The sequence below is a fragment of the Micromonospora yasonensis genome, assembly GCF_026013475.1.
Classification (GTDB): domain Bacteria; phylum Actinomycetota; class Actinomycetes; order Mycobacteriales; family Micromonosporaceae; genus Micromonospora; species Micromonospora yasonensis.
On record NZ_JAPDPH010000070.1, the window covers coordinates 1 to 22217 of the forward strand.

A 22217-nucleotide genomic window follows, 5' to 3' on the forward strand; every position below is an offset into this window, starting at 1 on the left:
CTCGCCCTCGACCTCGATCCGCGGGCCATGCGGCTGCCGGCGGTCGACCTGTCGGCGGCGATCCGGCAGGCGTTCCGCGACGCCCGGGCGCAGGTGCAGGGCCAGCTCCAGGAGCAGTTGGCCGGCCAGCCACCGACCCTCCCCGAGGGGCTGGGACCGCTCCTGAACGACCTCGGCTTCGGCGCGCAGCGCCGGCTGGACGACATGGCCGCCGCCGCGCAGCAGATCGCCGACCGGCTGGACCGGATGGGCGGGGCGGCGCGATGACCCAGCCGATGCACACCGAGCCGGAGGTGCTGGCCGGCGCGGCGCAGGCCATCGCCGGGGTCGCGGTCGAGCTGGAGACCGGCCTCGGCGCGCTGGAGGCCACGGTCACCAGCGAGAACCCGTGGGGCGCGGACGAGCCCGGCTCGGTCTTCGGCGCCGCGTACACCGAGGTGCTGTCGCACGCCCTGGAGACGTACGGCTCGCACGTGCAGTTGCTGATCAGCGCCGCGGAGGGGCTGGCGGACTGGGCGCAGCAGGTGGTCGAGACCGATCTGGAGTCGGACCAGCTCTTCACCAAGCTGCACGGACGGCTGGGGGCCTGAGCCTTGGGTCTGGAACTTCCCGCCGAGCTGACCGAACCGCTGAGCTGGATCGGTCTGGAGTGGCCGGAGGCGGACGAGGAACTGCTCTTCGCCGCCGGCCAGCACTGGCTCTCCTTCGGGATGGCGCTGCAGGGCGCGGCGATGCAGGCCGACGGGGCTGCGGCGGCGGTCTGGCAGCAGAACCACGGAGACACCGCCGACGCCTTCCAGCAGTGGTGGACGCGGGCCGACGGGCCGCAGTTGCGGCTGCTGGAGGACGCGATCGCGGCGCAGCTCATCGGCGCGGTGCTGATGATCTTCGCGGCGATGACCCTGGCCATGAAGATCGCGTTCATCGTCCAGCTGATCATCCTGTTGATCCAGGTGAGCATGGCGGTCGCCGCCGCGATCGTCACGGTCGGCGCCTCCACCAGCGCCGTGCCCGGCTTCGTGGCGGTCACCCGGATGATCTGCCAACGCCTGATCCGGCTGATCGTGCAGCAGGTCCGGACCGTGCTCAAGCACATCCTGGAGCAGGCGAAGCGACTGCTGAAGCTGGTCCGCAAGGTGGGTGCCAAGCGGGCCGCCCGCAAGGTGGAGAAGCAGATCGCGGCCGACCTCAAGAAGGTCAACCCGAAGTTCAACCCGCCGCACCCGGACTACTCGGCGAACTGCACGCACTGCGTGCAGACGTACGAGCTGCGGCGAAGAGGCATCGACGTCGAGGCGACGGCGCTGCCGAAGCAGTTCCACCCGTACGGCGGGCGGTCGCTCGGCGACATCGAGCAGACCTGGGGACGGAAGTTCACCAACGGCGGCCACGGCGACATCGAGCAGGCGTTCCAGAACTTCGGTCCCGGCTCCCGCGGCGTGGTCGCGATCCGCTGGAACAACGGCGGTGGCCACGTGTTCAACGTGGAGAACGTCGGCGGCAGGGTGCGCTTCATCGACGGCCAGAACGCCGGGCGCGACGTGGCCGACTACTTCACCAAGGGACACAGCACCTCGTTCGTCCGGCTGGACGACATCCCGATGCCCGGCGGACTCACCGAGTTCGTCCGGCCGCCCGGTTAGGATCCCCCCTCATGGCTGTCACCTACGAGCAGGCCCGCGACATCGTCCGACGGGCCACCGAACCGGACTGGCCGGTCGGCACGTACTGCCTGGACGACCGCAGGATCGTGGAGAACGACCAGTTCTACGTCTTCGAGGTCGGCGCGCGGGAGTTCCTGGTGGGCGGCGACATGTCGTACGCCCTGGCCGGCTCCGTGCCGGTGGTGTACAAGACGGACGGGCGGCTGGAGTACCTGCCGTCGTTCCAGATCGGCACCGATCCCTCGATCCGCAACCACCCCAACCCGGCGCCGACGCTGCGGGTCTGAGCCGGGGGCTTCAGCGGTCGACCTGGGTGAAGTCCCACGAGTGCGGCGGGCGCGCGACCAGCGTCCGCGGCGGGTCCGGCAGGGCCCGGGGGTTGCTCCGCCACTTCGAGATCACCACCAGCCGGTGGTCGGTGGAGGAGAACACCTCGCTGGACAGGTGCATCGGGTCGTGCTCGAACTCGGGCAGCGCGGTCTCGCACACCCAGGTGATCAGGTCGGCGAAGCCGTACGACTCGGCCTTCGCCTCCCACATGCGGACGATCACGTCGGTCCCTCTTGATCAGACGCTGACCACGGTCAGCGGCATCGCGGAGTCGGCGGGCAGGTCGAGGCGGCTCGGCGCGACACCGGCGGCGACCAGGTGCGAGCCGAGCGCCGCCACCATCGCCCCGTTGTCGGTGCAGAGCCTCGGCCGGGGCGTACGGACCCGGATACTGTGCTTGGCCGCGCGGTGCTCGGCCATCGCCCGTAGCCGCGAGTTGGCCGCCACCCCGCCGCCGATCACCAGCGTGTCGATGCCGCTGCTGCGGCAGGCGTCCAGCGCCTTGCCGACCAGCACGTCGCAGACCGCCTCCTGGAACGACGCGGCGACGTCGGCGACGGGGACCGGCTCGCCGGCCCGCTGCCGCGCCTCGACCCAGCGGGCCACCGCCGTTTTCAGGCCGGAGAAGGAGAAGTCGTAGCGGTGGCCGACCAGGTCCTTGGCGGCGGTCAACCCGCGCGGGAAGGCGATGGCGGCCGGGTCACCGGCCCGCGCCTCCCGGTCGATGTACGGGCCGCCGGGGAAGGGCAGCCCGAGCAGCCGGGCCACCTTGTCGAACGCCTCCCCCGCCGCGTCGTCGATGGTCGAGCCGAGCGGGGTGACCTCCCGGGCCAGGTCGTCGACCCGCAGCAGCGAGGAGTGCCCGCCGGAGACCAGCAGGGCGATCGCCGGCTCGGGCAGCGGGCCGTGCTCCAGGGTGTCCACCGCGACGTGCGCGGCCAGGTGGTTGACGCCGTACACCGGCTTCTCGGCGGCGACCGCGTACCCCTTGGCGGCGGCGACGCCGACCAGCAGCGCGCCCGCCAGGCCCGGCCCGGAGGTGACCGCGATCGCGTCGATGTCCGCGATCGTCACCCCGGCCTCCGCCAGCGCCCGGTCCATGGTCGGCACGATGGCCTCCAGGTGGGCACGGCTGGCCACCTCGGGCACCACGCCGCCGAACCGGGCGTGCTCCTCGACGCTGGAGGCCAGCGCGTCAGCGAGCAGGGTGTGCCCGCGTACGATGCCGACCCCGGTCTCGTCGCAGGACGTCTCGATGCCGAGGATCAGTGGTTCGTCAGCCATGCTCGTCAGTCCTCGTTGCGCTGCATGACCAGCGCGTCGGTGTTGCTCGGTTGGTAGTAGCCGCGCCGCACGCCGATCGGCTCGAAGCCGTACATGGCGTAGAGCCGCTGCGCCGGGGCGTTGTCCGCCGCGACCTCCAGCAGCGTGCTGCGGATGCCGCGCCGGGCCGCCTCGGCGAGCAGCGCCGCCAGCAGCAGCCGGCCGACCCCCCGGCGCTGGGCGTCCCGGCGGACCGCGATGTTCTGCACCCAGGCCTCGTCCGGCGGGGCGACGGCCAGCCCGGCGTAGCCGAGCACGGTCCCGTCGTCGTCGCTGGCGACCAGGTAGAAGTGCCGGTTGGCCAGCTCGTTCCAGAACATCGCCGGGGACCACTGCTCGGCACCGAACAGGTCCGCCTCGATCGGCAGCACCTGGTCGATGTGCCACCACCGGAAGCGGTGGAGACGCACCTCGCTCACGGCAGGACCGGCTTGTGACCGGTGGCCGCGACGGCGTCCGGGCGGCGCAGGTAGAGCGGGGTGAGCGCCTCACCCGGGGCACCCGCGCGGATCCGCTCGGCGGCCAGCACGGCCAGCGCCGTGGCGTCCGGGTAGCGCGGTTCCTCGCGCACCGGCAGGCCGAGCACGTCCGCGTACCGATGGGCGCCGTCACCGACCGCGACGGTGACGACCAGCTCCCGGGCGCGCGCCGCGGCGACCGCGGGGGCGTCCACGTTCGGGCCGGCGATCCGCTGCCCCGCACCGTCGTAGACCGCCCAGTAGACCTCCCGGCGCCGCGCGTCGCTCGCGGCCAGCACCGGCTCGCCGGCGGCCGCCGGGTGGCCGATCCCGTCGAGCGAGCAGACACCGTACGTGGGGATGCCGAGCACCTGGCCCATGGTGGCGGCGGTGGCCAGCCCGACCCGCAGCCCGGTGAACGGGCCCGGACCGAGCCCGGCGACGATCGCGCCGAGGTCGGCCGGGCGGGCGTCGGCGTCGGCCAGCACCGCGTCGACCTGCGGGGCGAGCAGTTCCCCGTGCGCCCGGGCGTCGACCGTGCACCGCTGCGCGCGGGCCACGACACCGTCCGCCGAGACCTCGACCAGGGCCGCGGTCACCGCGGGCGTCGAGGAGTCCACCACGAGTACGAGCACGGTATGCCAGCCTAGCCGCCCTCCGGTCACCACCGGTCACGACCTGTCCTCCCGCGACGACGACCTGCGGCCCCGGGATCCGGGCACCCGGCGGCGGACTTCCCGGGGGCTCCTGCCCAGCCGCGCCCGCTACTCACAGTGACGTCGGCCGGGAGGCACACCACTCATCGGGGTTGGACCAGATGCTCGACGCGCTGGGCGAGCTGCCGTACGTGCTTACGCAGCTAGCCGGTCGAGCCGATGGTCCGGGTCGAACTGGCCGATCCGCGCGCCGCCGAGCTGCTGCGCCGCCACCGGCAGCGGCTCGCCCTCGGCCCGGCCGACCAGCGGGCCGACCGGGCCGGGGCTGAGGCGCGCGCCGGGTCAGCCGGCTGAGCGTTCCCAGTCGATGGTGGGCAGGCCAGCGTCGGCGAGGGCCTTGTTCGCCGCGCTGAACGGCCGGCTGCCCAGGAAGCCGCGCGGGTTCATCGGGCTGGGGTGGCCCGCCTCCAGCACCACGTGCTGCGGGTTGGTGACCAGAGCCGCCTTCTTGCGGGCGTACCCGCCCCAGAGCAGGAAGACGACCCGCTGGTCGAGCGCGTCCAGGGCCCGGATGGTGGCGTCGGTGAACTCCTCCCAGCCCTTGTTCGCGTGCGAGCCGGGGGTGGCCTGCCGAACGGTCAGCACCGCGTTGAGCAGCAGCACGCCCTGCGCCGCCCAGCCGTTCAGGTTGCCGCCGCGCGGCTTCGGCACGCCCAGGTCCTCGCCCAACTCCTTGAAGACGTTGCGCAGCGACGGCGGCACGGACACCCCCTCGCGGACGCTGAAGCTGAGCCCGTGCGCCTGCCCCGCCTTGTGGTACGGGTCCTGCCCGAGGATCAGCACCCGGGTCTGCCCCGGCCCGCACAACCGGTAGGCGGAGAACAGGTCCTCGACCGGCGGGAAGACTGTCTGGGTCGCGTACTCCCCGGCGACGAACTCGGCGAGCGCGGCCGTCCGGGCCGGGTCGAGGTGCCGGGTGAGCACCGTCCGCCACGCGTCGGGGAGCAGCGCCAGCAGGTCGAGGGTGGGGGCGTCGTCGGGCATCGGCAACCTTCCGCCGGTGGAGATCGGTCCCCGGCACTGTAGGCAAAAGGTACGACAGCCTCAGTCTAGGGTGGCCAGCCGCGCCGCCCAGTCGCCGCCGACGGGCTCCAGGCTGACCACCCGGGTGTCGTCCTCGTGCCGGTCGATGCGGACCCGCAGATGGGCGTCGACCAGTTGCTCGACCATGCCCTCGCCCCACTCGACCACGGTGACCGCCTCGTCCACCGAGGCGTCCAGGTCGAGGTCGTCGATCTCGGCGCGCGGGTCGCTCGACTCTCCCAGCCGGTACGCGTCGGCGTGCACCAGGGTCACCCGGCCGCCCCGGGCCGGGTCGGGTCGGTGCACCCGGGCGATCACGAAGGTCGGCGAGGTGATGTCGCCGCGTACGCCCAGGCCGGCGCCGATGCCCTGGGTGAGGGCGGTCTTGCCGGCGCCCAGCGGCCCGCTGAGCAGCAGCAGGTCCCCGGCGCGCAGCACCCCGGCCAGCCGGCGGCCGAACTCGTGCGTGTCGTCGACCGTCTTCAGCTCGACCACGACGGTCACAGCGCCTCCAGGAACCTCTCCAGCGCCGCGTTGACCTCGTCGGCGTGCTCCAGCATCACCACGTGCCCGCTGTCCGGGATCTTGACGTACTCGGCGTGCGGCAGCCGCCGGACGATCTCCTCGGAGTGGGTCACCGGCGTGATCATGTCCTTGTCCCCGACGATCACCAGCACCGGCGTGCCGGCCAGCGCGGCCAGCGCCGGGAACCGCGAGTGGGTGGCGAGGGTACGCAGGTAGCGGGTGACCGTGTCGGCCGAGGTCCGGGAGTTCATCATCTCGACGTACGACACCAGGGCCGGGCTGGGCTTCGCGGTGCCGAAGCCGTACTTGCGGGTGAGTAGCCAGGCGACGTTGGCGGTCGACTTGCGGGCTTTGTCGATCACGCTGCCGCCGTACCGGGCGGCGTTGCTCATCATGTAGAGCACCGGCGTGCCGACCCGGCCGAGCAGCGCGGGGGCCACCAGCCTGGTCTCGGCGAGCAGGCCGCCCGAGGTGGCCATCAGCACCGTGCCGATCACCCGATCGCCGAACAGCTCCGGGTAGAGCTCGGCCAGCGCCATGATCGTCATGCCGCCCATCGAGTGCCCGACCAGCACCAGCGGCCCCTCCGGGGCCACCTCGTCGAGCACCCGGCGCAGCGTCCGGCCCAGCCTGGCCAGGTCGTAGTCGCCGGTCTCCAGCTTCCCCGAGCGGCCGTGCCCGGGCTGGTCGTACGCGACGATCCGGTAGTCGCCACGGGCGGCGAGCAGCTTGCGCTGGAAGTGGAACGTCCCCATGTCCAGGCAGAAGCCGTGCACCAGCACCACGGTCGGGTGGCCGGCGACCGGCCGGGTCGGCTCGACCACCTCCACGTGGATGTCGGTGCCGTCGGGCATCTCCAGCATGCGCGCCTCGTCGTACCGCTGCCGGCCGAAGGCCTCGTGGGCGTACGGATCGGTGGGGTCGCTCTTGAGCCGACGGACCAGGACCCGTTCGCTCACCATGCCGGCGGCGAGCCCGGCGGCGGCGACGCCGACGGCGGCGCCGACCACCCCGGCCACCTTGCCGGCGGCGGTCCGCGGCCGGGGCACCCGGAAGCCTCGGCTCACGGCCGCTCACCGTCGTAGACGCGGGGCACCCGGAAGCCTCGGCTCACGGCCGCTCACCGTCGTAGACGCGGGGCACCCGGACCCCGCCGAAGCGGGTGACGATCTCGTAGTTGATGGTGCCGACCGCCTCGGCCCAGTCGTCGGCGGTGGGCTCGCCGTCCGCGCCGCTGCCGAAGAGCGTCGCCACCTCCCCGGCGGCCACCTCGTCGTCGCCGCAGTCGAGCACGAACTGGTCCATGCAGACCCGGCCGGAGATCGTCCGGCGCTTGCCGCCGAGCTGAACCGGGCCGGTGTTCGAGGCGTGCCGGGGCACCCCGTCGCCGTAGCCGAGCGGGACCACGGCCAGGTTGGCCTCCCGCTCGGTAAGGTAGGTGTGGCCGTAGGAGACGCCGGTGCCGGCCGGGACCCGCTTGGTGAGCATCACCCGGGCCCGGGCGGTCATCGCCGGGCGCAGGCCGAACCGCTCGCCGGCGATCGGCGACAGGCCGTAGATCGCCAGGCCGGGGCGGACCAGGTCGAAGTGGCTGTCCGGACGGGTCAGCGTGGCGGCCGAGTTGGCCAGGTGCCGGAAGCGGGGACGCAGCCCGGCCTTCGCCACCATCTCCAGCCCCTCGTGGAAGACGGCGAGCTGGCGGTCCGTGGTGGGGTGGCCGGGCGAGTCCGCGTACACGAAGTGGCTCCACACCCCGACCACCTCGACCAGGCCGTCGGCCTCGGCCTTCGCGGCGGCCTCCAGCAGTGCGGGCCAGTCGGCGACGGTGGCCCCGCCGCGCGACAGGCCGGTGTCGATCTTCAGGTGCAGCCGGGCCGGCCGGTCCGCCCGGCGGCCCGCCTCGATCATCTCGTCGAGCTGGGTGAGGCTGGCGCAGCCCAGGTCGACGCCGACGGCGACCCCGTCGTGCAGCGGCAGGCCCGGGTCGAGCAGCCAGGCCAGCACCGGGGCGGTGATCCCCTCCTGGCGCAGCAGGAGCGCCTCGGCGAGAGTGCAGACGCCGAGCCAGTCGGCGCCGGCGTCGAGCGCGGCCCGGGCGGCCGGGACCATGCCGTGGCCGTACCCGTCGGCCTTCACCACCGCCATCAACCCGGCGCTGGTGCCCGACTTGAGCTGGGTCACGTTCTCCCGGATCGCGTCCAGGTCGACGCGCACCTCCGACTGCCACATGCCCCCAGCCTACTTCCGCACGTGATCACCGTGGCCGTGAGTCGCGCGGTCGGCTGGGCCGTGCCGGGCCCGGCCGCGGTCGTGGTCAGGCCAGCCGGGCCAGCACCGGCCGAAGCGCGGCCGCCACGTCGGGCGCGGTCACCGGGCCGCCGCGCGCCGCCTCCCGGCCGGCCAGCCCGTGCAGGTACGCGGCCGCGGCGGCCGCCCGCTCGGGAGCCAGCCCGGCGGCGAGCAGCGAGCCGAGCAGCCCGGCCAGCACGTCGCCGGTGCCCCCGGTGGCCAGCACCGGGGTGCCGGTCGGGTTGACGTACGCGCGGCCGTCCGGGGTGCCGATGATCGTGCGGTCACCCTTGAGCAGCACCACCGCGTTCATCCACGCGGCCAGCCGCAGCGCGGCCCCCACCCGGTCCGTCCCCGGGGTCTCGCCGCAGAGCCGGGCGTACTCCCGGTCGTGCGGGGTCACCACGGTCGGGGCATCCCGATCGCGCAGCCGGTCCGCCATCTTGCCGTCGACCAGCAGGGTGAGTGCGTCGGCGTCGAGCACCACCGGCACCGGCGCGGCGAGCACCGCGCGCAGCTCAGCGGTCGACTCGTCGCCGGTGCCCAGCCCGGAGCCGCAGACCCAGGCCTGCACCCGGCCGGCGTCGGCGACCCGTCCGGTGGCGATCACCGACGGGTGCTGGTGCAGCACCTCCTCCCGGGCCCCGCCCGCGTACCGGACCATCCCGGTGGGGCCGGCGAGCGCACCGCCGACGGAGAGCACGGCCGCACCCGGGTAGACGGCCGAGCCGGTGGCCAACCCGACCACGCCCCGGCGGTACTTCTCCGAGGACGGGCCCAGCCTCGGCCACCACCCGACGACGTCCGACCACTCGGTGACCCGCAGTGCGGGGCTGCCGCGCAGCCACGGTCCCAGCCCGATGTCGACCAGCTCCACGTGCCCGGCGAGGGTGGCGGCCGGGCCCACCACCAGGGCCGGCTTCAGCGCGCCGAAGGTGACCGTGACGTCCGCGCGAACCGCGCACAGCCGGCCGGCGGCGGTCACCGGCACGTGCCCGGTGTCCACCGCGACGCCGCTCGGCACGTCCACCGCGACCACGGTGGCCCGGGTCCCGTCCCGCCCGCTGCGCTCCGCCAGGCTCGCCGCGAGCTGGTCGGCGGTCTCCCGCAGGCCGCCCTTGCCGCCGATCCCGACGATCCCGTCCAGGACCAGGTCCACCAGGGCCGGAGGCCGGTCGACCAGACGCCCGCCGGCGGCTCGCAGCGCGGCCAGTCCCTCGGCGTGCGCCCGGCCCGGGGTGAGCAGCAGGGCGGAGACCGTGGCGCCCCGGCGGGCCAGGTGCGCGCCCGCGTACAGGGTGTCGCCGCCGTTGTCGCCGGAGCCGACCAGCAGCAGCACCCGGGCGCCGTAGACGCCACCCCGGTCGCTGAGGAGCAGGGCGCAGCGGCGGGCCAGGCCGGCGGCGGCCCGCTGCATCAGCGTCCCGGGCGGCAGCGTGGCCATCAGGCCCGCCTCCGCCGCGCGTACGTCCGCGACCCGCCACACCGGTCTCATGCCACCCGTCCCGTCCGTTCTGCCCGGGCGGGCCGGGCCCGCCGGGTCGGCTCACCGTTCCGCGACCACCATCGCCGACGCGATCCCACCGTCGTGCGACAACGACAGATGCCAGCGGTTGATCCCACGCTCGGCCGCCGCGGCGGCCACCGTGCCGGAGACCGCCAGCCAGGGCCGCCCGTCCGGATCGGGCACGATCTCGCAGTCGTGCCAGCTCAGCCCGGCCGGGGCACCGAGCGCCTTGGCCACCGCCTCCTTGGCCGCGAAACGGGCGGCCATCGACTCGGGGGCGCGTGGATTGCCGGCGCGGGTGTACCGCTCGGCCTCGGTGAACAGGCGGTCGGCGAGCAGCGGCGTACGTGCCAGGACCCGGGCGAACCGGTCCACCAGCACGACGTCGATGCCGACTGCCACGATCACGAACCTCACCCTACCGGCGGTGGCGGCCGCACATTAGTCACCGGCCAGGCGGTGGACAACGCCTGTGGACAACCCCGGCGTACCGGCCCCGCCGGTTGTCCACAGGGTCGGTGTCAGCGCCGCCCTGCCGCCTAGCGTCCCTGGTGCCCGCTTCCCCGTTCCGGGGGCGGGTGGGTCCGTCCGCCGCCGTCGCCCCTTGCCGGCGGCCTGTCCAGCGGGGAGGCACACGATGGCCGAGGAGCCGTTCACCGTCGAGCCGGAGCTGTTGCTCGGGGTCGCCCGCGAGCTGGGAGACGACGCGTACCGGCTGGCGCACGGGCTGTCCGCCGCGCCGGGACTGGTGGTGCCGGCGGACGGCTGGCGGGCCGGCGCGGCGCTGGCCGAGCTGGAGGCGGCGGTGCAGCGCTGGTGCGGCTCGCTGGCCGGGCGGGTGGCGGCGACCGCCGAGGCGGTGCGCACCGCCGCCGACGGCTACCAGTCGGTGGACGAGCGAGCCGCCGGGCGTCTCGCCGGGATTCCCCGGTGACCGTCGGCTACGCGCAGCTCTGGCGGGCCGATCCGGGCGGCTGGGCCGATGCCGGGGCGGCCTGGCGCGGGCTCACCGGTCCGGTCCGGCAGCGGGCCGACGCCCTCGCCGCCCGGGCGGCCGCGTTGCGTCCCGGCTGGTCCGGCGGGGCGGCGACGGGCGCGCAGGGGCGGCTCGGGATGCTGCGGGAGGCGGTCACCGACGTGCTGCCCGCGGTGCTGGAGGTCGACCAGACGCTCGCCGAGTTCGCCGCCCGGTTGCGGGTGGCGAAGGCCCGCCTCGCCGCCGCCGTGGCCGCCGCGGAGGCGGGCGGGTTGCTGGTGGACCGGACGGGCGTGGTCCGCCCGCGCCCCGGCGAGCGGGCCGGACCCGCCGTGGCCCAGGTGGCCGCCGAGGTACGCGGCGCGCTCGCGCTGGCCGGCGCGGCGGACCGGGAGGCGACCGGCCGGCTGGCCGAGCTGGCCCGGGCGGCCGGCTCCGGCTGGGTGAGCGTCCCGCCCGCCTGGCGGCCGGGGCCCGGGGCCGGCCCGGCGGAGGTGAGCCGCTGGTGGGCCGGGCTCACCCCGGCCGAGCGCCGCTGGCTGGTCCGCCACGAGCCGGCCCGGGTGGGCCGCCTCGACGGGGTGCCGGTGGCGGCCCGGGACCAGGCCAACCGGCTGCTGCTGGCCGGGTGGCGGGCGGAGCTGGCCGAACGCCACCGCCGGCTGCTGCGTCCGCTGCCGGCCGGGCCGCTCGAGGTGGCCCGGCTGGCCCGGGCGGCCCGGGCCGAGGCCGCCCTGCGCGGCCTCGACGCGCTCGGCGAGCGGCTGGCCGGGGCGGAGGGACCCCGGGCGTACCTGCTCGGGCTCGACCCGGCCGGGGACGGGCGGGCCGTGGTGGCGCTGGGCAACCCCGACCGGGCCGGCGCGGTGCTGACGTACGTGCCGGGCATGACCGCGGACCTCGCCGACGCTCCCGGCGAGCTGGGCCGGGCCGCCCGGGTGCTGGACCGGTGCACGGCGCTGGCCCCGGCCGACGAGGCGGCGGCGGTGCTCTGGCTGGACTACGACGCCCCGGACGCGCTGCCCGAGGCGGCCCGGCCCGGGCCGGCCGAGGCGGCCGGGCCGGCGCTGCACCGGTTCCAGGAGGGGCTGCGCGCCTCGCACGAGGGTGCGCCGGCCCGGCAGACCGTGCTCGGCCACAGCTACGGGTCTCTGGTGGTCGGCACCGCCGCCCGCGACCACGGGCTGAGCGCGGACGCGCTGGTGTTCGTGGGGTCCCCAGGCGTGGGGGTCGACCACGCCGGCGAGCTGGGAACGGCGCCCGGGCAGGTCTGGGCCGCCACCGCGCCGGACGACGTGATCCGGCTGGCCCGGCCACCCGAGGACCTGGCCCGCCGGGCGGTGCTGGCCGGGACGCCCTTCGGCCCGGCGGCGGCGGTGCTGGACGACCACGAGCTCTGGTTCGGCCACGACCCGGCCGATCCGGGCTTCGGCGGCCGGCGCTTCCCCAGCGGCCGGTACGGCCACGCCGGCTACTGGGACCCCGACAACCCGGCGCTGGACGGCATGGCCCGGATCGTGCTGGGCCGATGATCTCCGCCCCGGCGCTCAGCCCGGCCCGCCGGCCCGGTTCGCCCCGGGCGGCGACGGGCGCACCCGGCCCGGACACGGCGAGGCCCCGCCACCCGGGGGCGGCGGGGCCTCGGCCGGGGCGACTACTCGACGGTGACCGACTTCGCCAGGTTGCGCGGCTGGTCGACATCGTGACCGCGCGCCGCGGCGATCTCGGCGGCCAGCACCTGGAGCGGCACCGTGGTCACCAGCGGAGCCAGCAGCGTCGGCGTCCGCGGCACATGGATCAGGTGGTCGGCGTAGCGGACGACCGCCTCGTCGCCCTCCTCGGCGATCACGATGGTGCGGGCACCCCGGGCGCGTACCTCCTGGATGTTGGAGACGACCTTGTCGTGCAGCATGCCCCGGCCGATCGGCGACGGCACGATGCAGATCACCGGGGTGCCCTTGTCGATCAGCGCGATCGGGCCGTGCTTCAGCTCGCCGGCGGCGAAGCCCTCGGCGTGCATGTACGCCAACTCCTTGAGCTTGAGCGCGCCCTCCAGCGCCACCGGGTAGCCCACGTGCCGGCCGATGAACAGCACCGTCGGCTCGGACTTCAGGTCGCGGGCCAGCTCCCGGACCGGCTCGATCCGGTCGAGCAGCCCACGCAGCTTGTCCGGCATCTGCTGGAGCTGGGCGACGACCGCGCCCACCTCGTCGGCGAACTTGATCCCGCGCACCTGGGCCAGGTGCAGGCCGACCAGGTAGCAGGCGACGAGCTGGGTGAGGAACGCCTTGGTGGAGGCGACCGCGATCTCGGGGCCGCCGTGGGTGTAGAGGACGGCGTCGGACTCGCGCGGGATGGTGGAGCCGTTGGTGTTGCAGATGGCCAGCACGCGGGCCTTCTGCTCCTTGGCGTGGCGCAGGGCCATCAGGGTGTCCATAGTCTCGCCGGACTGCGAGATCACCACGATCAGCGTGGACCGGTCCAGGACCGGGTCGCGGTAGCGGAACTCGCTGGCCAGCTCCACCTCGCAGGGGATCCGGGTCCAGTGCTCGATGGCGTACTTGGCGACCAGCCCGGCGTGGTAGGCGGTGCCGCAGGCGACGATGAAGATCTTGTCGACGTCGCGCAGGTCCTGCTCGCTGAGGCGGACCTCGTCGAGGGCGATCTCGCCGGTCTCGGTGAGCCGCCCGAGCAGCGTGTCGGCGATGGCCTGCGGCTGCTCCTCGATCTCCTTGAGCATGAACCAGTCGTAGCCACCCTTCTCGGCGGCCGACGAGTCCCAGTCGATGTGGAAGTCCTTGCCGGCGGCGGGCTGGCCGGCGAAGTCGGTGATCTCGATGCTGTCCGGGGTGATCAGCACGATCTGGTCCTGGCCCAGCTCCACCGCGTCCCGGGTGTGCTCGATGAACGCGGCCACGTCGCTGGCCAGGTAGTTCTCCCCGTCGCCACGGCCGACGACCAGCGGCGAGTTGCGCCGGGCGCCGACCACCGCGCCGGGAATGCCGGCGTCGACGGCGAGCAGCGTGAAGGCGCCCTCGAGCCGCTGGCAGACCAGCCGCATGGCGGAGGCGAGCAGCTGCGGGTTGTCCACCTCGCCGGCCGAGCGCAGGTCCGCGAGGGCCCGCGCGATCAGGTGGGCGGCGCACTCGGTGTCGGTGTCGCTGACGAACTCGACGCCGTCGGCCTCCAGCTCGGCACGGAGCTTGGCGAAGTTCTCGATGATGCCGTTGTGGATCACGGCGACCCGGCCGTCGGGCGACAGGTGCGGGTGGGCGTTGCGGTCGGTCGGACCACCGTGGGTGGCCCAGCGGGTGTGGCCGATGCCGGTGGTGCCGTCACCGATGCCGATCGGGCTGGCGGCGCAGGAGTCGGGGTCGCTGGCGGCCCGTTCGGCGAGGACCTTCTCCAGGTTGGCCAGCTTGCCGGCCTTCTTCTCGGTCAGCAGCTCGTCCTCGCAGACGACCGCCACGCCGGCCGAGTCGTAGCCCCGGTACTCCAGCCGCCGCAGTCCGTCGAGCACGATGCCCAGCGCCGGGCGCCCCCCGGCGTAACCCACGATTCCACACATGGTCCGCAGCCTAACCCAGTTTCGCTCATCATGCGTGCTCGAAAGACGGGTAAACGATCACTGAATTTGAGCGGTCGGGTCGGCGCGGTGTGTCCCGCCGACAAACCGCCCAGCCGGGCGGGACCACGCCGGGTGGCCCCGACCCGTACATTGAGGGCCCTGGTCGGGGCGTATCTCCCGATCGCGGGCGTCCCACCCGTCCCCGCCGCGCGTCCCCTGCGAGTTGAGCCGATGTCCGAGGCGACCCCGCCCCCCGAGCCGCCGGCCGGCGGCCCGAGCGATCCGACCGCGCCACCCGCCGTCCCGGAGCCCGCCCCATGGGCGCCCCCGAAGCCGCCCGCGCCCTGGACGCCCCCGGACCCGCTGGCCGCCCCGCAGCCCTGGGCCCCGCCGGCGCCGTGGTCGCCGTCCGACACCGCGAGCGGCAGCGGGACGACGTCCGTGCCGGGGCACCCCGCCACCTCTCCCTTCCCCGCTGGGCATCCCCTGCCGACCAGCCCCTACTTCCCCACGAGCCGGCCGGGCACGCCTCCACCCGCCGGACCTGATCCGGCGGACCGGCCGGGACCGGGCCCCGCCGTGCCGCCGGCAGGCCCGGCCGGCGTTCCGCCCGTCGGAGCAGCGCCCGGCCCGCCGGTCACCGCCGGCCCGTTGCCGAGCCACCCCTGGCCGGGGTACGCCCCGTCGAGCTGGCCGCCACCCGGCTACCCGCCTCCCTACGCGTACCCCGGCGCGCCGCCGAGCCGGACGGGCGGTGGCCGGGTCGCCGCGGTCGTGATCAGCGTGGCCACCGTCCTGCTGCTGATCTTCTGCGGCTGCGTCGGCCTGGGCGTGCTCGGCAGCTTCGTCGACGACCCGGCGGGCGACTCGTACGACGGGTCGGCGGAGTCCTGGCCGGACGAGCCGGCGGAGCCGGGCGAGCCGGAGGAGAGCGGCGACGCGGACGACGGGCTGGTCACCGCAGTACCCACCCGGAGCCCGGCGCTGACCCCGTCCGGCGGCGCGGGCCGGCTCACCGTCGTCTACGAGGTGACCGGTTCCGGCGTGGCCGATCTGGAGTACTACGACGCCAACGGCGACTTCGTGCAGACCGAGCGGGTGAAGCTGCCCTGGCGGCTGAAGCTCACCACCGACGGGACGGAGCGGGTGATGGTGCTGGCCAGCCACTCCGACTTCATGGAAACCAGCCGGCTCAGCTGCCAGATCCAGGTCGACGGGAAGGTCGTCACCCAGAACGCGAGCGAGTACCGAGCGGACTGTTACACGTGAACCCGACTGACCGAACCCCGCCCTGGGCGCCTCCGGACCCACCTCGGCAGGTCCCGCCGGACCCTCCCCCGCTGGCGGAGGACGTTCCGGCCCTGCTCGCGGCGGACGCCGTCGCCGAGGGCAGGTGGCAGCACGCCCGGCTCAGCACGGTCCTCCTCGCCGGCGTCGCGGCCGTTGCGCTGGCAGCCTTCGGGTGCCTCGGGATGGTGCTGCTCCCGCTCACCCGGCCCGATCGCCCGTACGGCGACGACCGGGCCGCTCGGCAGCCGCCCGCGGAAGCGCCCGCCGCCGACCCCGATCCCACCGCCACCCCGCCGTCGGCGCCGCCGCCGAGCCCGAGCCGGAGTCCCGCGTCGACCCCGTCCAACGGCCCCGGCCGGCACACGGTCGCCTACGCCGTCACCGGCCAGGGGCCGGCCGACATCCAGTACCGTGACGCCGACGGCGAACTAATCCAGCTCGACCGAGTGTCGTTGCCCTGGCGGCGCACGATCCGCACGGACCGCCCGACGCTGGCGTGGGTGCAGGCGGGCAAGGCCGACGACAAGGGCGGACGGACCATCAACTGCGCGCTGGCAATCGACGGTGGCCAGCCGATCACCGAGTCGGTCGGTCCGGGCGGCTGGCGGTGCGGCTGCGGCGGCTGACCGGGGCTTGCGGCGGCAGAAGCGGCCCGTAGGCTGGCCGGCGTGACCACGACCGATCCGCTGGTGGCCCGGATGCGGGCGTTCGGCACCACCATCTTCGCCGAGATGTCCGCGCTCGCCGTGCGGACCGGCGCGGTCAACCTCGGGCAGGGCTTCCCCGACACCGACGGTCCGCCGGAGATGCTCGCGGCGGCCACCGAGGCGCTGCGCTCCGGCCACAACCAGTACCCGCCGGGCCCCGGCATCCCGGCGCTGCGCGCGGCCGTCGCGGCCCACCAGCGCCGGTTCTGGGGGCTGGAGTACGACCCGGACGGCGAGATCGTGGTGACGGCCGGCGCCACCGAGGCGATCGCCGCCAGCATCCTGGCCCTCTGCGAGCCGGGCGACGAGGTGGTCTGCTTCGAGCCGTACTACGACTCGTACGCGGCCTCAATCGCCCTGGCGGGCGCGGTCCGCCGCCCGGTGACCCTGCGTCCCGCGGCCGACGGCCGGTACGCCTTCGACCCGGCGGAGCTGCGCGCCGCGTTCGGGCCACGGACCCGGCTGGTACTGCTCAACTCGCCGCACAATCCCACCGGCAAGGTCTTCACCCCGGCCGAGCTCGCCCAGGTCGCCGAGCTGTGCCGGGAGCACGACGCGTACGCGGTCACCGACGAGGTGTACGAGCACCTGGTCTTCAGCGACGCCGCGGCGCCGCACGTGCCGCTGGCGACCCTGCCCGGGATGCGGGAGCGGACCCTACGCATCTCCTCGGCCGGCAAGACGTTCTCCTGCACCGGCTGGAAGGTCGGCTGGGTGAGCGGGCCGGCCCCGCTGGTCTCCGCGGTGCTCCGGGTGAAGCAGTTCCTCACCTTCGTCAACGCCGGCCCGCTGCAACCGGCCGTCGCGGTGGCGCTCGGGCTGCCGGACGCGTACTTCGCCGAGTTCGCCGCCGGCATGCGGCGCCGACGGGACCAGCTCGTCGCCGGGCTCACCGACGCCGGGTTCGGGGTGCTCGCACCGGAGGGCACGTACTTCGTCACCGCCGACGTCACCCCGCTCGGCGGCCGGGACGGAGTGGAGTTCTGCCGGTCGCTGCCGGAGCGCTGCGGCGTGGTGGCCGTGCCGACCCAGGTCTTCTACGACGACACCGACGCGGGGCGGCGGCTGATACGGTTCGCCTTCTGCAAGCGGCCCGAGGTGCTCACCGAGGCGGTGGCCCGGCTGCGCCGGCTGAAGGAGGACGGATGACCGACGAGGGCGCGATGCGGGTGCGCCGGTTCGCCGCCCAGCGCGGCTGCGACACCGTGCTCTCCGGAGTCCGGCCGGCGTCGGTGCGGGAGCAGCTCGCGGTGATCGGGGAGGCCGTCACCGACGACCTGGTACCCGACTTCTACGGCGAGGGCGGGCCGGTCGAGGAGCTGGAGGCCCGGGTCGCCGCGCTGCTCGGCAGCGAGGCGGTCGCCTTCTTCCCCACCGGCACCATGGCCCAGCAGATCGCCATGCGGTACGGCGCCGAGGTAACCGGCCGGGAGGCGGTCGGCCTGCACCCGCTCAGCCACCCGCTGCTGCACGAGCGGGACGCGTACGCCGTGCTCGGCGGCCTCCGGGCCGTCCGGACCACCGACGAACCGCGCAACCCGACGGCCGAGGAGGTGGCCGCGCTCGACGAGCCGATCGGCACGCTGATGCTGGAGCTGCCGCTGCGCGACGCCGGGTTCGTGCTGCCCACCTGGGACGAGCTGGCCGCGGTGGTGGCGGCGGCCCGGGAGCGGGGCGCCCGGGTGCACCTGGACGGGGCCCGGCTCTGGGAGTCGGCCGTCCACCTGGGGCACTCGCCGGCCGAGATCGCCGCCCTGGCTGACAGCACGTACGTCTCGTTCTACAAGTCCCTCAAGGGCCACTCGGGTGCGGCGCTGGCCGGCGACGCGGAGCTGATCCGCTACGCCCGCGCCTGGCGGCACCGGCACGGCGGCAACCTCTACCAGCAGTGGCCGGCCGCCCTCGCCGCGCTCGCCGGCCTGACCCACGAGCTGCCCCGGCTGCCCGGCTACGTGGCGCACGCGAAGGTGGTGGCCGCCGCCCTGGCCACCCTGCCCGGCGCGCGGGTCCACCCGGCCCCGCCGCACACCCACCAGTTCCGGCTCTGGCTGCCGTACCCGGCCGACGCCCTGAACGATGCCAACCTCGCCCTGGCCGAGGAGGAAAAGGCGTGGTTCGTCGGCGGTTGGCAGGACACCGAGGTGCCCGGACTGGCGCTGGCCGAGGTGACGGTGGCCGGCCCGGCGCGGGAGCTGGACGCGGACCAGGTCGTCGACCTCGCCGATCGCTTCCTGCGCCGGGTGGCCTCCGCCTGACCTGACCCGCCGCCCGACGGACAACGGCCCAACGCCGGCGGCGGTAGCCGGCCCGGGGCGGCCGGCGGTCCGATCAGCCGGCGGCCCGGGCCGGCCCGGCTTCCGCTCCCGGCTCGGCTTCCGCCGACCGGCCGGCAGCGAGACCGGCGAGCACCCCGCCCCCGTCGCCGAGCAGCGCCGACTCGGCGTCGTCGACGAAGGCGAGGTCGGCCTCGACGTGCCGGCTGGCGGCCGAGAGCAGCAGCCGGACCACGGGATCGTCCGCCCGGCGGCGCAGGCCGTCGAGGTTCCGCAGTTCCCGCATCAGATGGGCGCGCTGGTTGCCGAGCACGGTCCGGACGGTGGCCGCCTCGCCCGACCGGGCCGCGGCGGTGACCTTCAGGAAGAAGTCGTCCCGGAAGCCGCCGCTGCGCGGGCTGGGTTCCGCGAGCCAGCGGTCCAGCTCGGTCCGGCCGGCCGGAGTGATCTCGTAGACGACCCGGTCGGGCTTGACCGGCTGGGTCTGTCGCTCGGCGACCACCAGTCCGTCCCGGGACAGCCGGTCGAGGATCTGGTAGAGGTGCCCGATGTTGAGCGGGCCCCACTGTGGGCCGACCGCCGCCTCGAAGGCGCCCTTGAGCTCGTAGCCGTAGCTGGGCCCGCGGGCGAGCAGGGCCAGGACCGCGTGCTGGATCGCCACCGTCTCCTCCGATCCGGTTTCGGACAGGCACCCGAGAGGGACCTTGCATTGTCACAATGTATCGCGCACAGTGTGGTCAGCACACGGGGAGGCGCGACATGTTCCAATTCATCTGGGGGCAACTTCGCGGCCGTGCCGGGCGGTCGGTGGCGCTGCTGGTCGGCGTACTGGTGGCGACCACCGGCTTCGTCGTCCTGACCGGCGCCACCACCACCTCCCGGCTGGCCGTCACCGGCACCGTCGAGCGGAACACCCGCGCCGCGTACGACATCCTGGTCCGTCCGAAGGGGACGCGCACGCCACTGGAGGCCGCGCGGCGACTGGTCCGCCCCAACTACCTCTCCGGCCTCTACGGCGGCATCACCACCGCCCAGTACGAGCAGGTCAGGGCCATCGAGGGGGTGGACGTGGCCGCCCCGATCGCGATGCTCGGCTACTCGACCACCCGGATCACCATGCCGCTCGACCTGACCAGCGCGGTGAACCGCTCGCTGGACCGCCAGGTAATCCGGATCGACCGCGAGTTCCTCGCCGAGCGAGGCCTCACGCACGCCCCCGCTCACCCGATCTACGTCTACGTCACCAAGCACCCGATGCTCTGGCCGGTCATCGGCGACGGGTTCCGCAGCGACGCCGTGCCCTACGACGACGGCCGGAAGTACGACTCGGAGCTCTGCGGCCCGGTGCCGCGCGAGGTGCTGCCCGGCGGCCGGAGCGCGCCGATCTGCGATCCGCTCTGGACCCTCAGCCCCGGACTGGGCCTGCTGAGCGAGCGGGACGAGTGGTCCGTCGAGGGCATCCGGCTGCTGCCGGACGGCAGCTTCCAGAGTCGACAGCCGGCTGCCCCCGGTTCGCCGGCCGCCCGCTCGACCCCCCGTCTCGTGCTGCAGCTGAGCCTCACCGTGCCGTTCCTGCTCGCCGCCGTCGAGCCGGTGGCGGAACAACGGTTGGTCGGCCTCTCCGACGCCGTGGTCCAGGGGCGCACCTTGTCCCCGGAGGACACCGTCAGCGTCCACCGGAATAGCGGCTTCTCCACCCACACGCTGCCCGTGCTGGCCAGTAGCCGGCCGTACCTGGACGGCGCCGTCCGTGCCAGCTACACCCGGATCGCCGTCTCACGCAGCATCACCGACCTCCTCGCCGACGAACTGGCCGAGACGCTGCGGGGTTCTCCCGCCGTACCGGCCGGTAGCGCGGAACTGGACACGGTGACCGCGTACCGGTCCCAGCTCACCAAATCGGAGGAGTGCTGCTGGGGGCAGGTGCAACGGGTGATCCAGCCCGGCCAGACCACGTACGACCAGGTTCCGGACGGGGCCCTCCGCCCCCGCACAACGGTGCCCGACCCCGCCGTGTACGGGGACAGCAGGACCGCCGGCTACCTACCCAAACCGTGGCTGAGCGAGGACACCCCGTTCCGCCCGCTGACCGCGCTCGGCACGTCCACGAGCACCTCCGACGCCCGGCAGTGGCGCTCGGTGGGACTCTTCGACCCGGAGAAGCTGACCGGGTTCAGCGACCTGGGCAAGGTGCCACTGGAGACGTACGAGCCGCCGAAGGCCGAGGGCGCCGACGACCGCAGCCGGACCGCGCTGGGCGACCGGCCGCTGGAGCCGAGCGGGAACCCGGCGGGCTACCTCTCCGCTCCACCGCTGCTGCTGACCACCCTGGCCAGCGTGCCCAAACTGCTCGAAGGCGGCAGCAGCCCGCAGCTCAAGGCCCCGATCAGCGCCATCCGGGTCCGGGTCGCCGACGTGCACGGCTACAGCGAGCGCTCCGCCGAGCGGGTCCGGCTGATCGCCGAGCGGATCGCCCAGGCCACCGGCCTCGACGTCGACATCACCCTCGGCTCCTCGCCCGCGCCGCAAAACGTGGAACTGCCGGCCGGCGCGTTCGGCCGCCCCACGCTGCGGCTGGACGAGAACTGGTCCGCGCTGGGGGTCGCCTCCACCATCACCAAGGCCGTCGACCACAAGAGCGCCGCGCTCTTCGTGCTGGTGCTGGTGGTCTGCGTGCTCTTCCTCGGCAACGCCGTCTCCGCCGCGGTCCGGGACCGTCGTTCCGAGCTGGCGGTGCTCGCCTGCCTCGGCTGGCCGGCCCGCCGGATCGGGGCGCTGATCCTCGGCGAGGTCGCCGCGCTGGGCCTGGCCGCCGGGCTGCTCGCCGTCGGCCTGGCATTCCCGCTCGGCGCGGCCCTGGACATCGGCGTCGACTGGCGGCGAGCGCTGCTCGCCGTACCGGTGGCTCTGCTGCTCGCGCTGGTCGCGGGCCTGGCACCGGCGCTGCGGGCCGCGCGCGCCCACCCGGCCGCCGCGCTGCGCCCGCCGGTGGCCGAAGCCCGCTGGGTACGCCGACCGCGCACCCTGCCCGGCCTGGCCCTGGTGAACCTGGTCCGCACCCCCGGCCGCACCCTGCTCGGCGCGGGCGCGCTGGCCATCGGGGTGGCCGCGCTGACCCTGGTCGCCGCCGCCGCGTACGCCTTCCGGGGCGCGATCGTGGGCAGCCTGCTCGGCGACACCGTGTCGCTCAGCGTGCGCGGCGCGGACGCCCTCGCGGCGGTGGCCACGGTGCTGCTCGGGGCCGCCGCGGTCGCCGACGTGCTCTACCTGAACGTCCGGGACCGCGCCGCCGAGTTGGCCACGCTGCGCGCGACCGGCTGGACCGACGCCGCGCTGGGCCGCCTGGTCGGCTACGAGGGCTTCCTGCTCGGCATGCTCGGCGCGCTCACCGGCGCCGGCCTCGGGCTCGGCGGGGCGGCCTGGCTGGTCGGCGAGCTGCCGTCGGCGCTGGTGATGGTGGCCGCCACCGTGGCGCTGGCCGGGCTGCTGGTCACCTGCCTCGCGGCGCTCGTTCCGGCCGCGCTGCTGCGCCGACTCCCCACCGCACGACTACTGGCAGAGGAGTGAC

25 protein-coding genes are annotated in these 22217 nt (G+C 74.8%); 13 read left to right on the top strand and 12 right to left on the bottom strand.

The features are described from left to right. The 4 genes from ONA70_RS16460 to ONA70_RS16475 form a co-directional block, all read left to right on the top strand. A partial coding sequence (locus ONA70_RS16460; protein ID WP_265007316.1) for a hypothetical protein occupies positions 1 to 267 on the top strand: 267 nt, incomplete at its 5' end. Then, a complete protein-coding gene (locus ONA70_RS16465) occupies positions 264 to 590 on the top strand; it encodes a hypothetical protein (RefSeq protein ID WP_265007317.1) in 327 nt (108 codons plus the stop codon). The genes ONA70_RS16460 and ONA70_RS16465, both read left to right, overlap by 4 nt. 3 nt (positions 591 to 593) lie before the next feature. Continuing rightward, complete coding sequence (locus ONA70_RS16470; protein WP_265007318.1) at positions 594 to 1643, top strand: toxin glutamine deamidase domain-containing protein; 1050 nt, start codon at positions 594 to 596, stop codon at positions 1641 to 1643. 11 nt (positions 1644 to 1654) lie between these two features. Further along, positions 1655 to 1951 (top strand): hypothetical protein, encoded by a 297-nt coding sequence (locus ONA70_RS16475; RefSeq protein ID WP_265007319.1) that lies wholly within the window; start codon positions 1655 to 1657, stop codon positions 1949 to 1951. 10 nt (positions 1952 to 1961) lie between these two features. Here ONA70_RS16475 and ONA70_RS16480 read toward each other — a convergent pair whose 3' ends face one another. From ONA70_RS16480 to tsaB, 4 genes are read right to left on the bottom strand one after another with little or no spacing between them, the layout of a single operon-like run. Next, a complete protein-coding gene (locus ONA70_RS16480) occupies positions 1962 to 2216 on the bottom strand; it encodes a hypothetical protein (protein ID WP_265007320.1) in 255 nt (84 codons plus the stop codon). A 15-nt stretch (positions 2217 to 2231) separates the two neighbouring features. After that, positions 2232 to 3278, bottom strand: coding sequence for a tRNA (adenosine(37)-N6)-threonylcarbamoyltransferase complex transferase subunit TsaD (tsaD, locus tag ONA70_RS16485; RefSeq protein WP_265007321.1), 1047 nt, complete (start codon positions 3276 to 3278; stop codon positions 2232 to 2234). Positions 3279 to 3283: 5 nt separating this feature from the next. Continuing rightward, entirely contained in the window at positions 3284 to 3736 is a 453-nt protein-coding gene (gene rimI, locus ONA70_RS16490) for a ribosomal protein S18-alanine N-acetyltransferase (RefSeq protein WP_265007322.1), read from the bottom strand. After that, complete coding sequence (gene tsaB / locus ONA70_RS16495) at positions 3733 to 4410, bottom strand: tRNA (adenosine(37)-N6)-threonylcarbamoyltransferase complex dimerization subunit type 1 TsaB (RefSeq protein ID WP_265007323.1); 678 nt, start codon at positions 4408 to 4410, stop codon at positions 3733 to 3735. The genes rimI and tsaB overlap by 4 nt, the downstream gene beginning before the upstream one ends. 240 nt (positions 4411 to 4650) lie before the next feature. On the opposite strand from tsaB, the gene ONA70_RS16500 reads away from it, so the two are divergent. Beyond that, complete coding sequence (locus ONA70_RS16500) at positions 4651 to 4785, top strand: hypothetical protein (RefSeq protein WP_265007324.1); 135 nt, start codon at positions 4651 to 4653, stop codon at positions 4783 to 4785. On the opposite strand, the gene ung is transcribed toward ONA70_RS16500, so the two are convergent. The 6 genes from ung to ONA70_RS16530 all read right to left on the bottom strand — a co-directional run bounded on the left by ung (position 4774) and on the right by ONA70_RS16530 (position 10243). Then, complete coding sequence (ung, locus tag ONA70_RS16505) at positions 4774 to 5475, bottom strand: uracil-DNA glycosylase (RefSeq protein ID WP_265007325.1); 702 nt, start codon at positions 5473 to 5475, stop codon at positions 4774 to 4776. The two genes, ONA70_RS16500 and ung, sit on opposite strands and share 12 nt — an antisense overlap. A gap of 60 nt (positions 5476 to 5535) precedes the next feature. After that, entirely contained in the window at positions 5536 to 6018 is a 483-nt protein-coding gene (gene tsaE / locus ONA70_RS16510) for a tRNA (adenosine(37)-N6)-threonylcarbamoyltransferase complex ATPase subunit type 1 TsaE (RefSeq protein ID WP_265007326.1), read from the bottom strand. Beyond that, entirely contained in the window at positions 6015 to 7106 is a 1092-nt protein-coding gene (locus tag ONA70_RS16515; protein ID WP_265007327.1) for an alpha/beta fold hydrolase, read from the bottom strand. Before ONA70_RS16515 ends, tsaE begins: the two co-directional genes overlap by 4 nt. A 43-nt stretch (positions 7107 to 7149) precedes the next feature. Beyond that, complete coding sequence (alr, locus tag ONA70_RS16520) at positions 7150 to 8268, bottom strand: alanine racemase (protein ID WP_265007328.1); 1119 nt, start codon at positions 8266 to 8268, stop codon at positions 7150 to 7152. An 85-nt stretch (positions 8269 to 8353) separates the two neighbouring features. Then, on the bottom strand, positions 8354 to 9823 hold the full coding sequence (locus tag ONA70_RS16525) for an NAD(P)H-hydrate dehydratase (protein WP_265007329.1): 1470 nt from the start codon (positions 9821 to 9823) through the stop codon (positions 8354 to 8356). A 51-nt stretch (positions 9824 to 9874) separates the two neighbouring features. Beyond that, positions 9875 to 10243 (bottom strand): holo-ACP synthase, encoded by a 369-nt coding sequence (locus ONA70_RS16530; protein WP_265007330.1) that lies wholly within the window; start codon positions 10241 to 10243, stop codon positions 9875 to 9877. Positions 10244 to 10472: 229 nt separating this feature from the next. Here ONA70_RS16530 and ONA70_RS16535 point away from each other — a divergent pair, with 229 nt between their 5' ends. Continuing rightward, positions 10473 to 10769 carry a type VII secretion target gene (locus ONA70_RS16535; protein WP_265007331.1) on the top strand — a complete coding sequence of 99 codons (297 nt, stop codon included), beginning with the start codon at positions 10473 to 10475 and terminating at the stop codon, positions 10767 to 10769. Beyond that, complete coding sequence (locus ONA70_RS16540; RefSeq protein ID WP_265007332.1) at positions 10766 to 12343, top strand: alpha/beta hydrolase family protein; 1578 nt, start codon at positions 10766 to 10768, stop codon at positions 12341 to 12343. Before ONA70_RS16535 ends, ONA70_RS16540 begins: the two co-directional genes overlap by 4 nt. A gap of 122 nt (positions 12344 to 12465) precedes the next feature. Here the strand turns inward: ONA70_RS16540 and glmS are convergent, their stop codons facing one another. Further along, a complete protein-coding gene (gene glmS, locus ONA70_RS16545; protein ID WP_265007333.1) occupies positions 12466 to 14379 on the bottom strand; it encodes a glutamine--fructose-6-phosphate transaminase (isomerizing) in 1914 nt (637 codons plus the stop codon). Between the two features lie 317 nt (positions 14380 to 14696). Between glmS and ONA70_RS16550 the strand changes: the two genes are divergently transcribed. From ONA70_RS16550 to ONA70_RS16570, 5 genes are all read left to right on the top strand, one after another. Further along, a complete protein-coding gene (locus tag ONA70_RS16550; RefSeq protein WP_265007334.1) occupies positions 14697 to 14927 on the top strand; it encodes a hypothetical protein in 231 nt (76 codons plus the stop codon). Between the two features lie 103 nt (positions 14928 to 15030). Next, positions 15031 to 15648 (top strand): MmpS family protein, encoded by a 618-nt coding sequence (locus ONA70_RS16555; RefSeq protein ID WP_265007335.1) that lies wholly within the window; start codon positions 15031 to 15033, stop codon positions 15646 to 15648. After that, entirely contained in the window at positions 15645 to 16295 is a 651-nt protein-coding gene (locus ONA70_RS16560; protein WP_265007336.1) for an MmpS family protein, read from the top strand. Before ONA70_RS16555 ends, ONA70_RS16560 begins: the two co-directional genes overlap by 4 nt. Before the next feature lie 42 nt (positions 16296 to 16337). After that, entirely contained in the window at positions 16338 to 17525 is a 1188-nt protein-coding gene (locus ONA70_RS16565; protein ID WP_265007337.1) for a pyridoxal phosphate-dependent aminotransferase, read from the top strand. Continuing rightward, positions 17522 to 18631 carry a threonine aldolase family protein gene (locus ONA70_RS16570; protein WP_265007338.1) on the top strand — a complete coding sequence of 370 codons (1110 nt, stop codon included), beginning with the start codon at positions 17522 to 17524 and terminating at the stop codon, positions 18629 to 18631. Before ONA70_RS16565 ends, ONA70_RS16570 begins: the two co-directional genes overlap by 4 nt. 73 nt (positions 18632 to 18704) lie before the next feature. Here ONA70_RS16570 and ONA70_RS16575 read toward each other — a convergent pair whose 3' ends face one another. Beyond that, positions 18705 to 19310, bottom strand: coding sequence for a PadR family transcriptional regulator (locus ONA70_RS16575; RefSeq protein ID WP_265007339.1), 606 nt, complete (start codon positions 19308 to 19310; stop codon positions 18705 to 18707). Between the two features lie 98 nt (positions 19311 to 19408). Here ONA70_RS16575 and ONA70_RS16580 point away from each other — a divergent pair, with 98 nt between their 5' ends. Then, positions 19409 to 22216, top strand: coding sequence for an FtsX-like permease family protein (locus tag ONA70_RS16580; RefSeq protein ID WP_265007340.1), 2808 nt, complete (start codon positions 19409 to 19411; stop codon positions 22214 to 22216). Position 22217 lies beyond the last annotated feature (1 nt).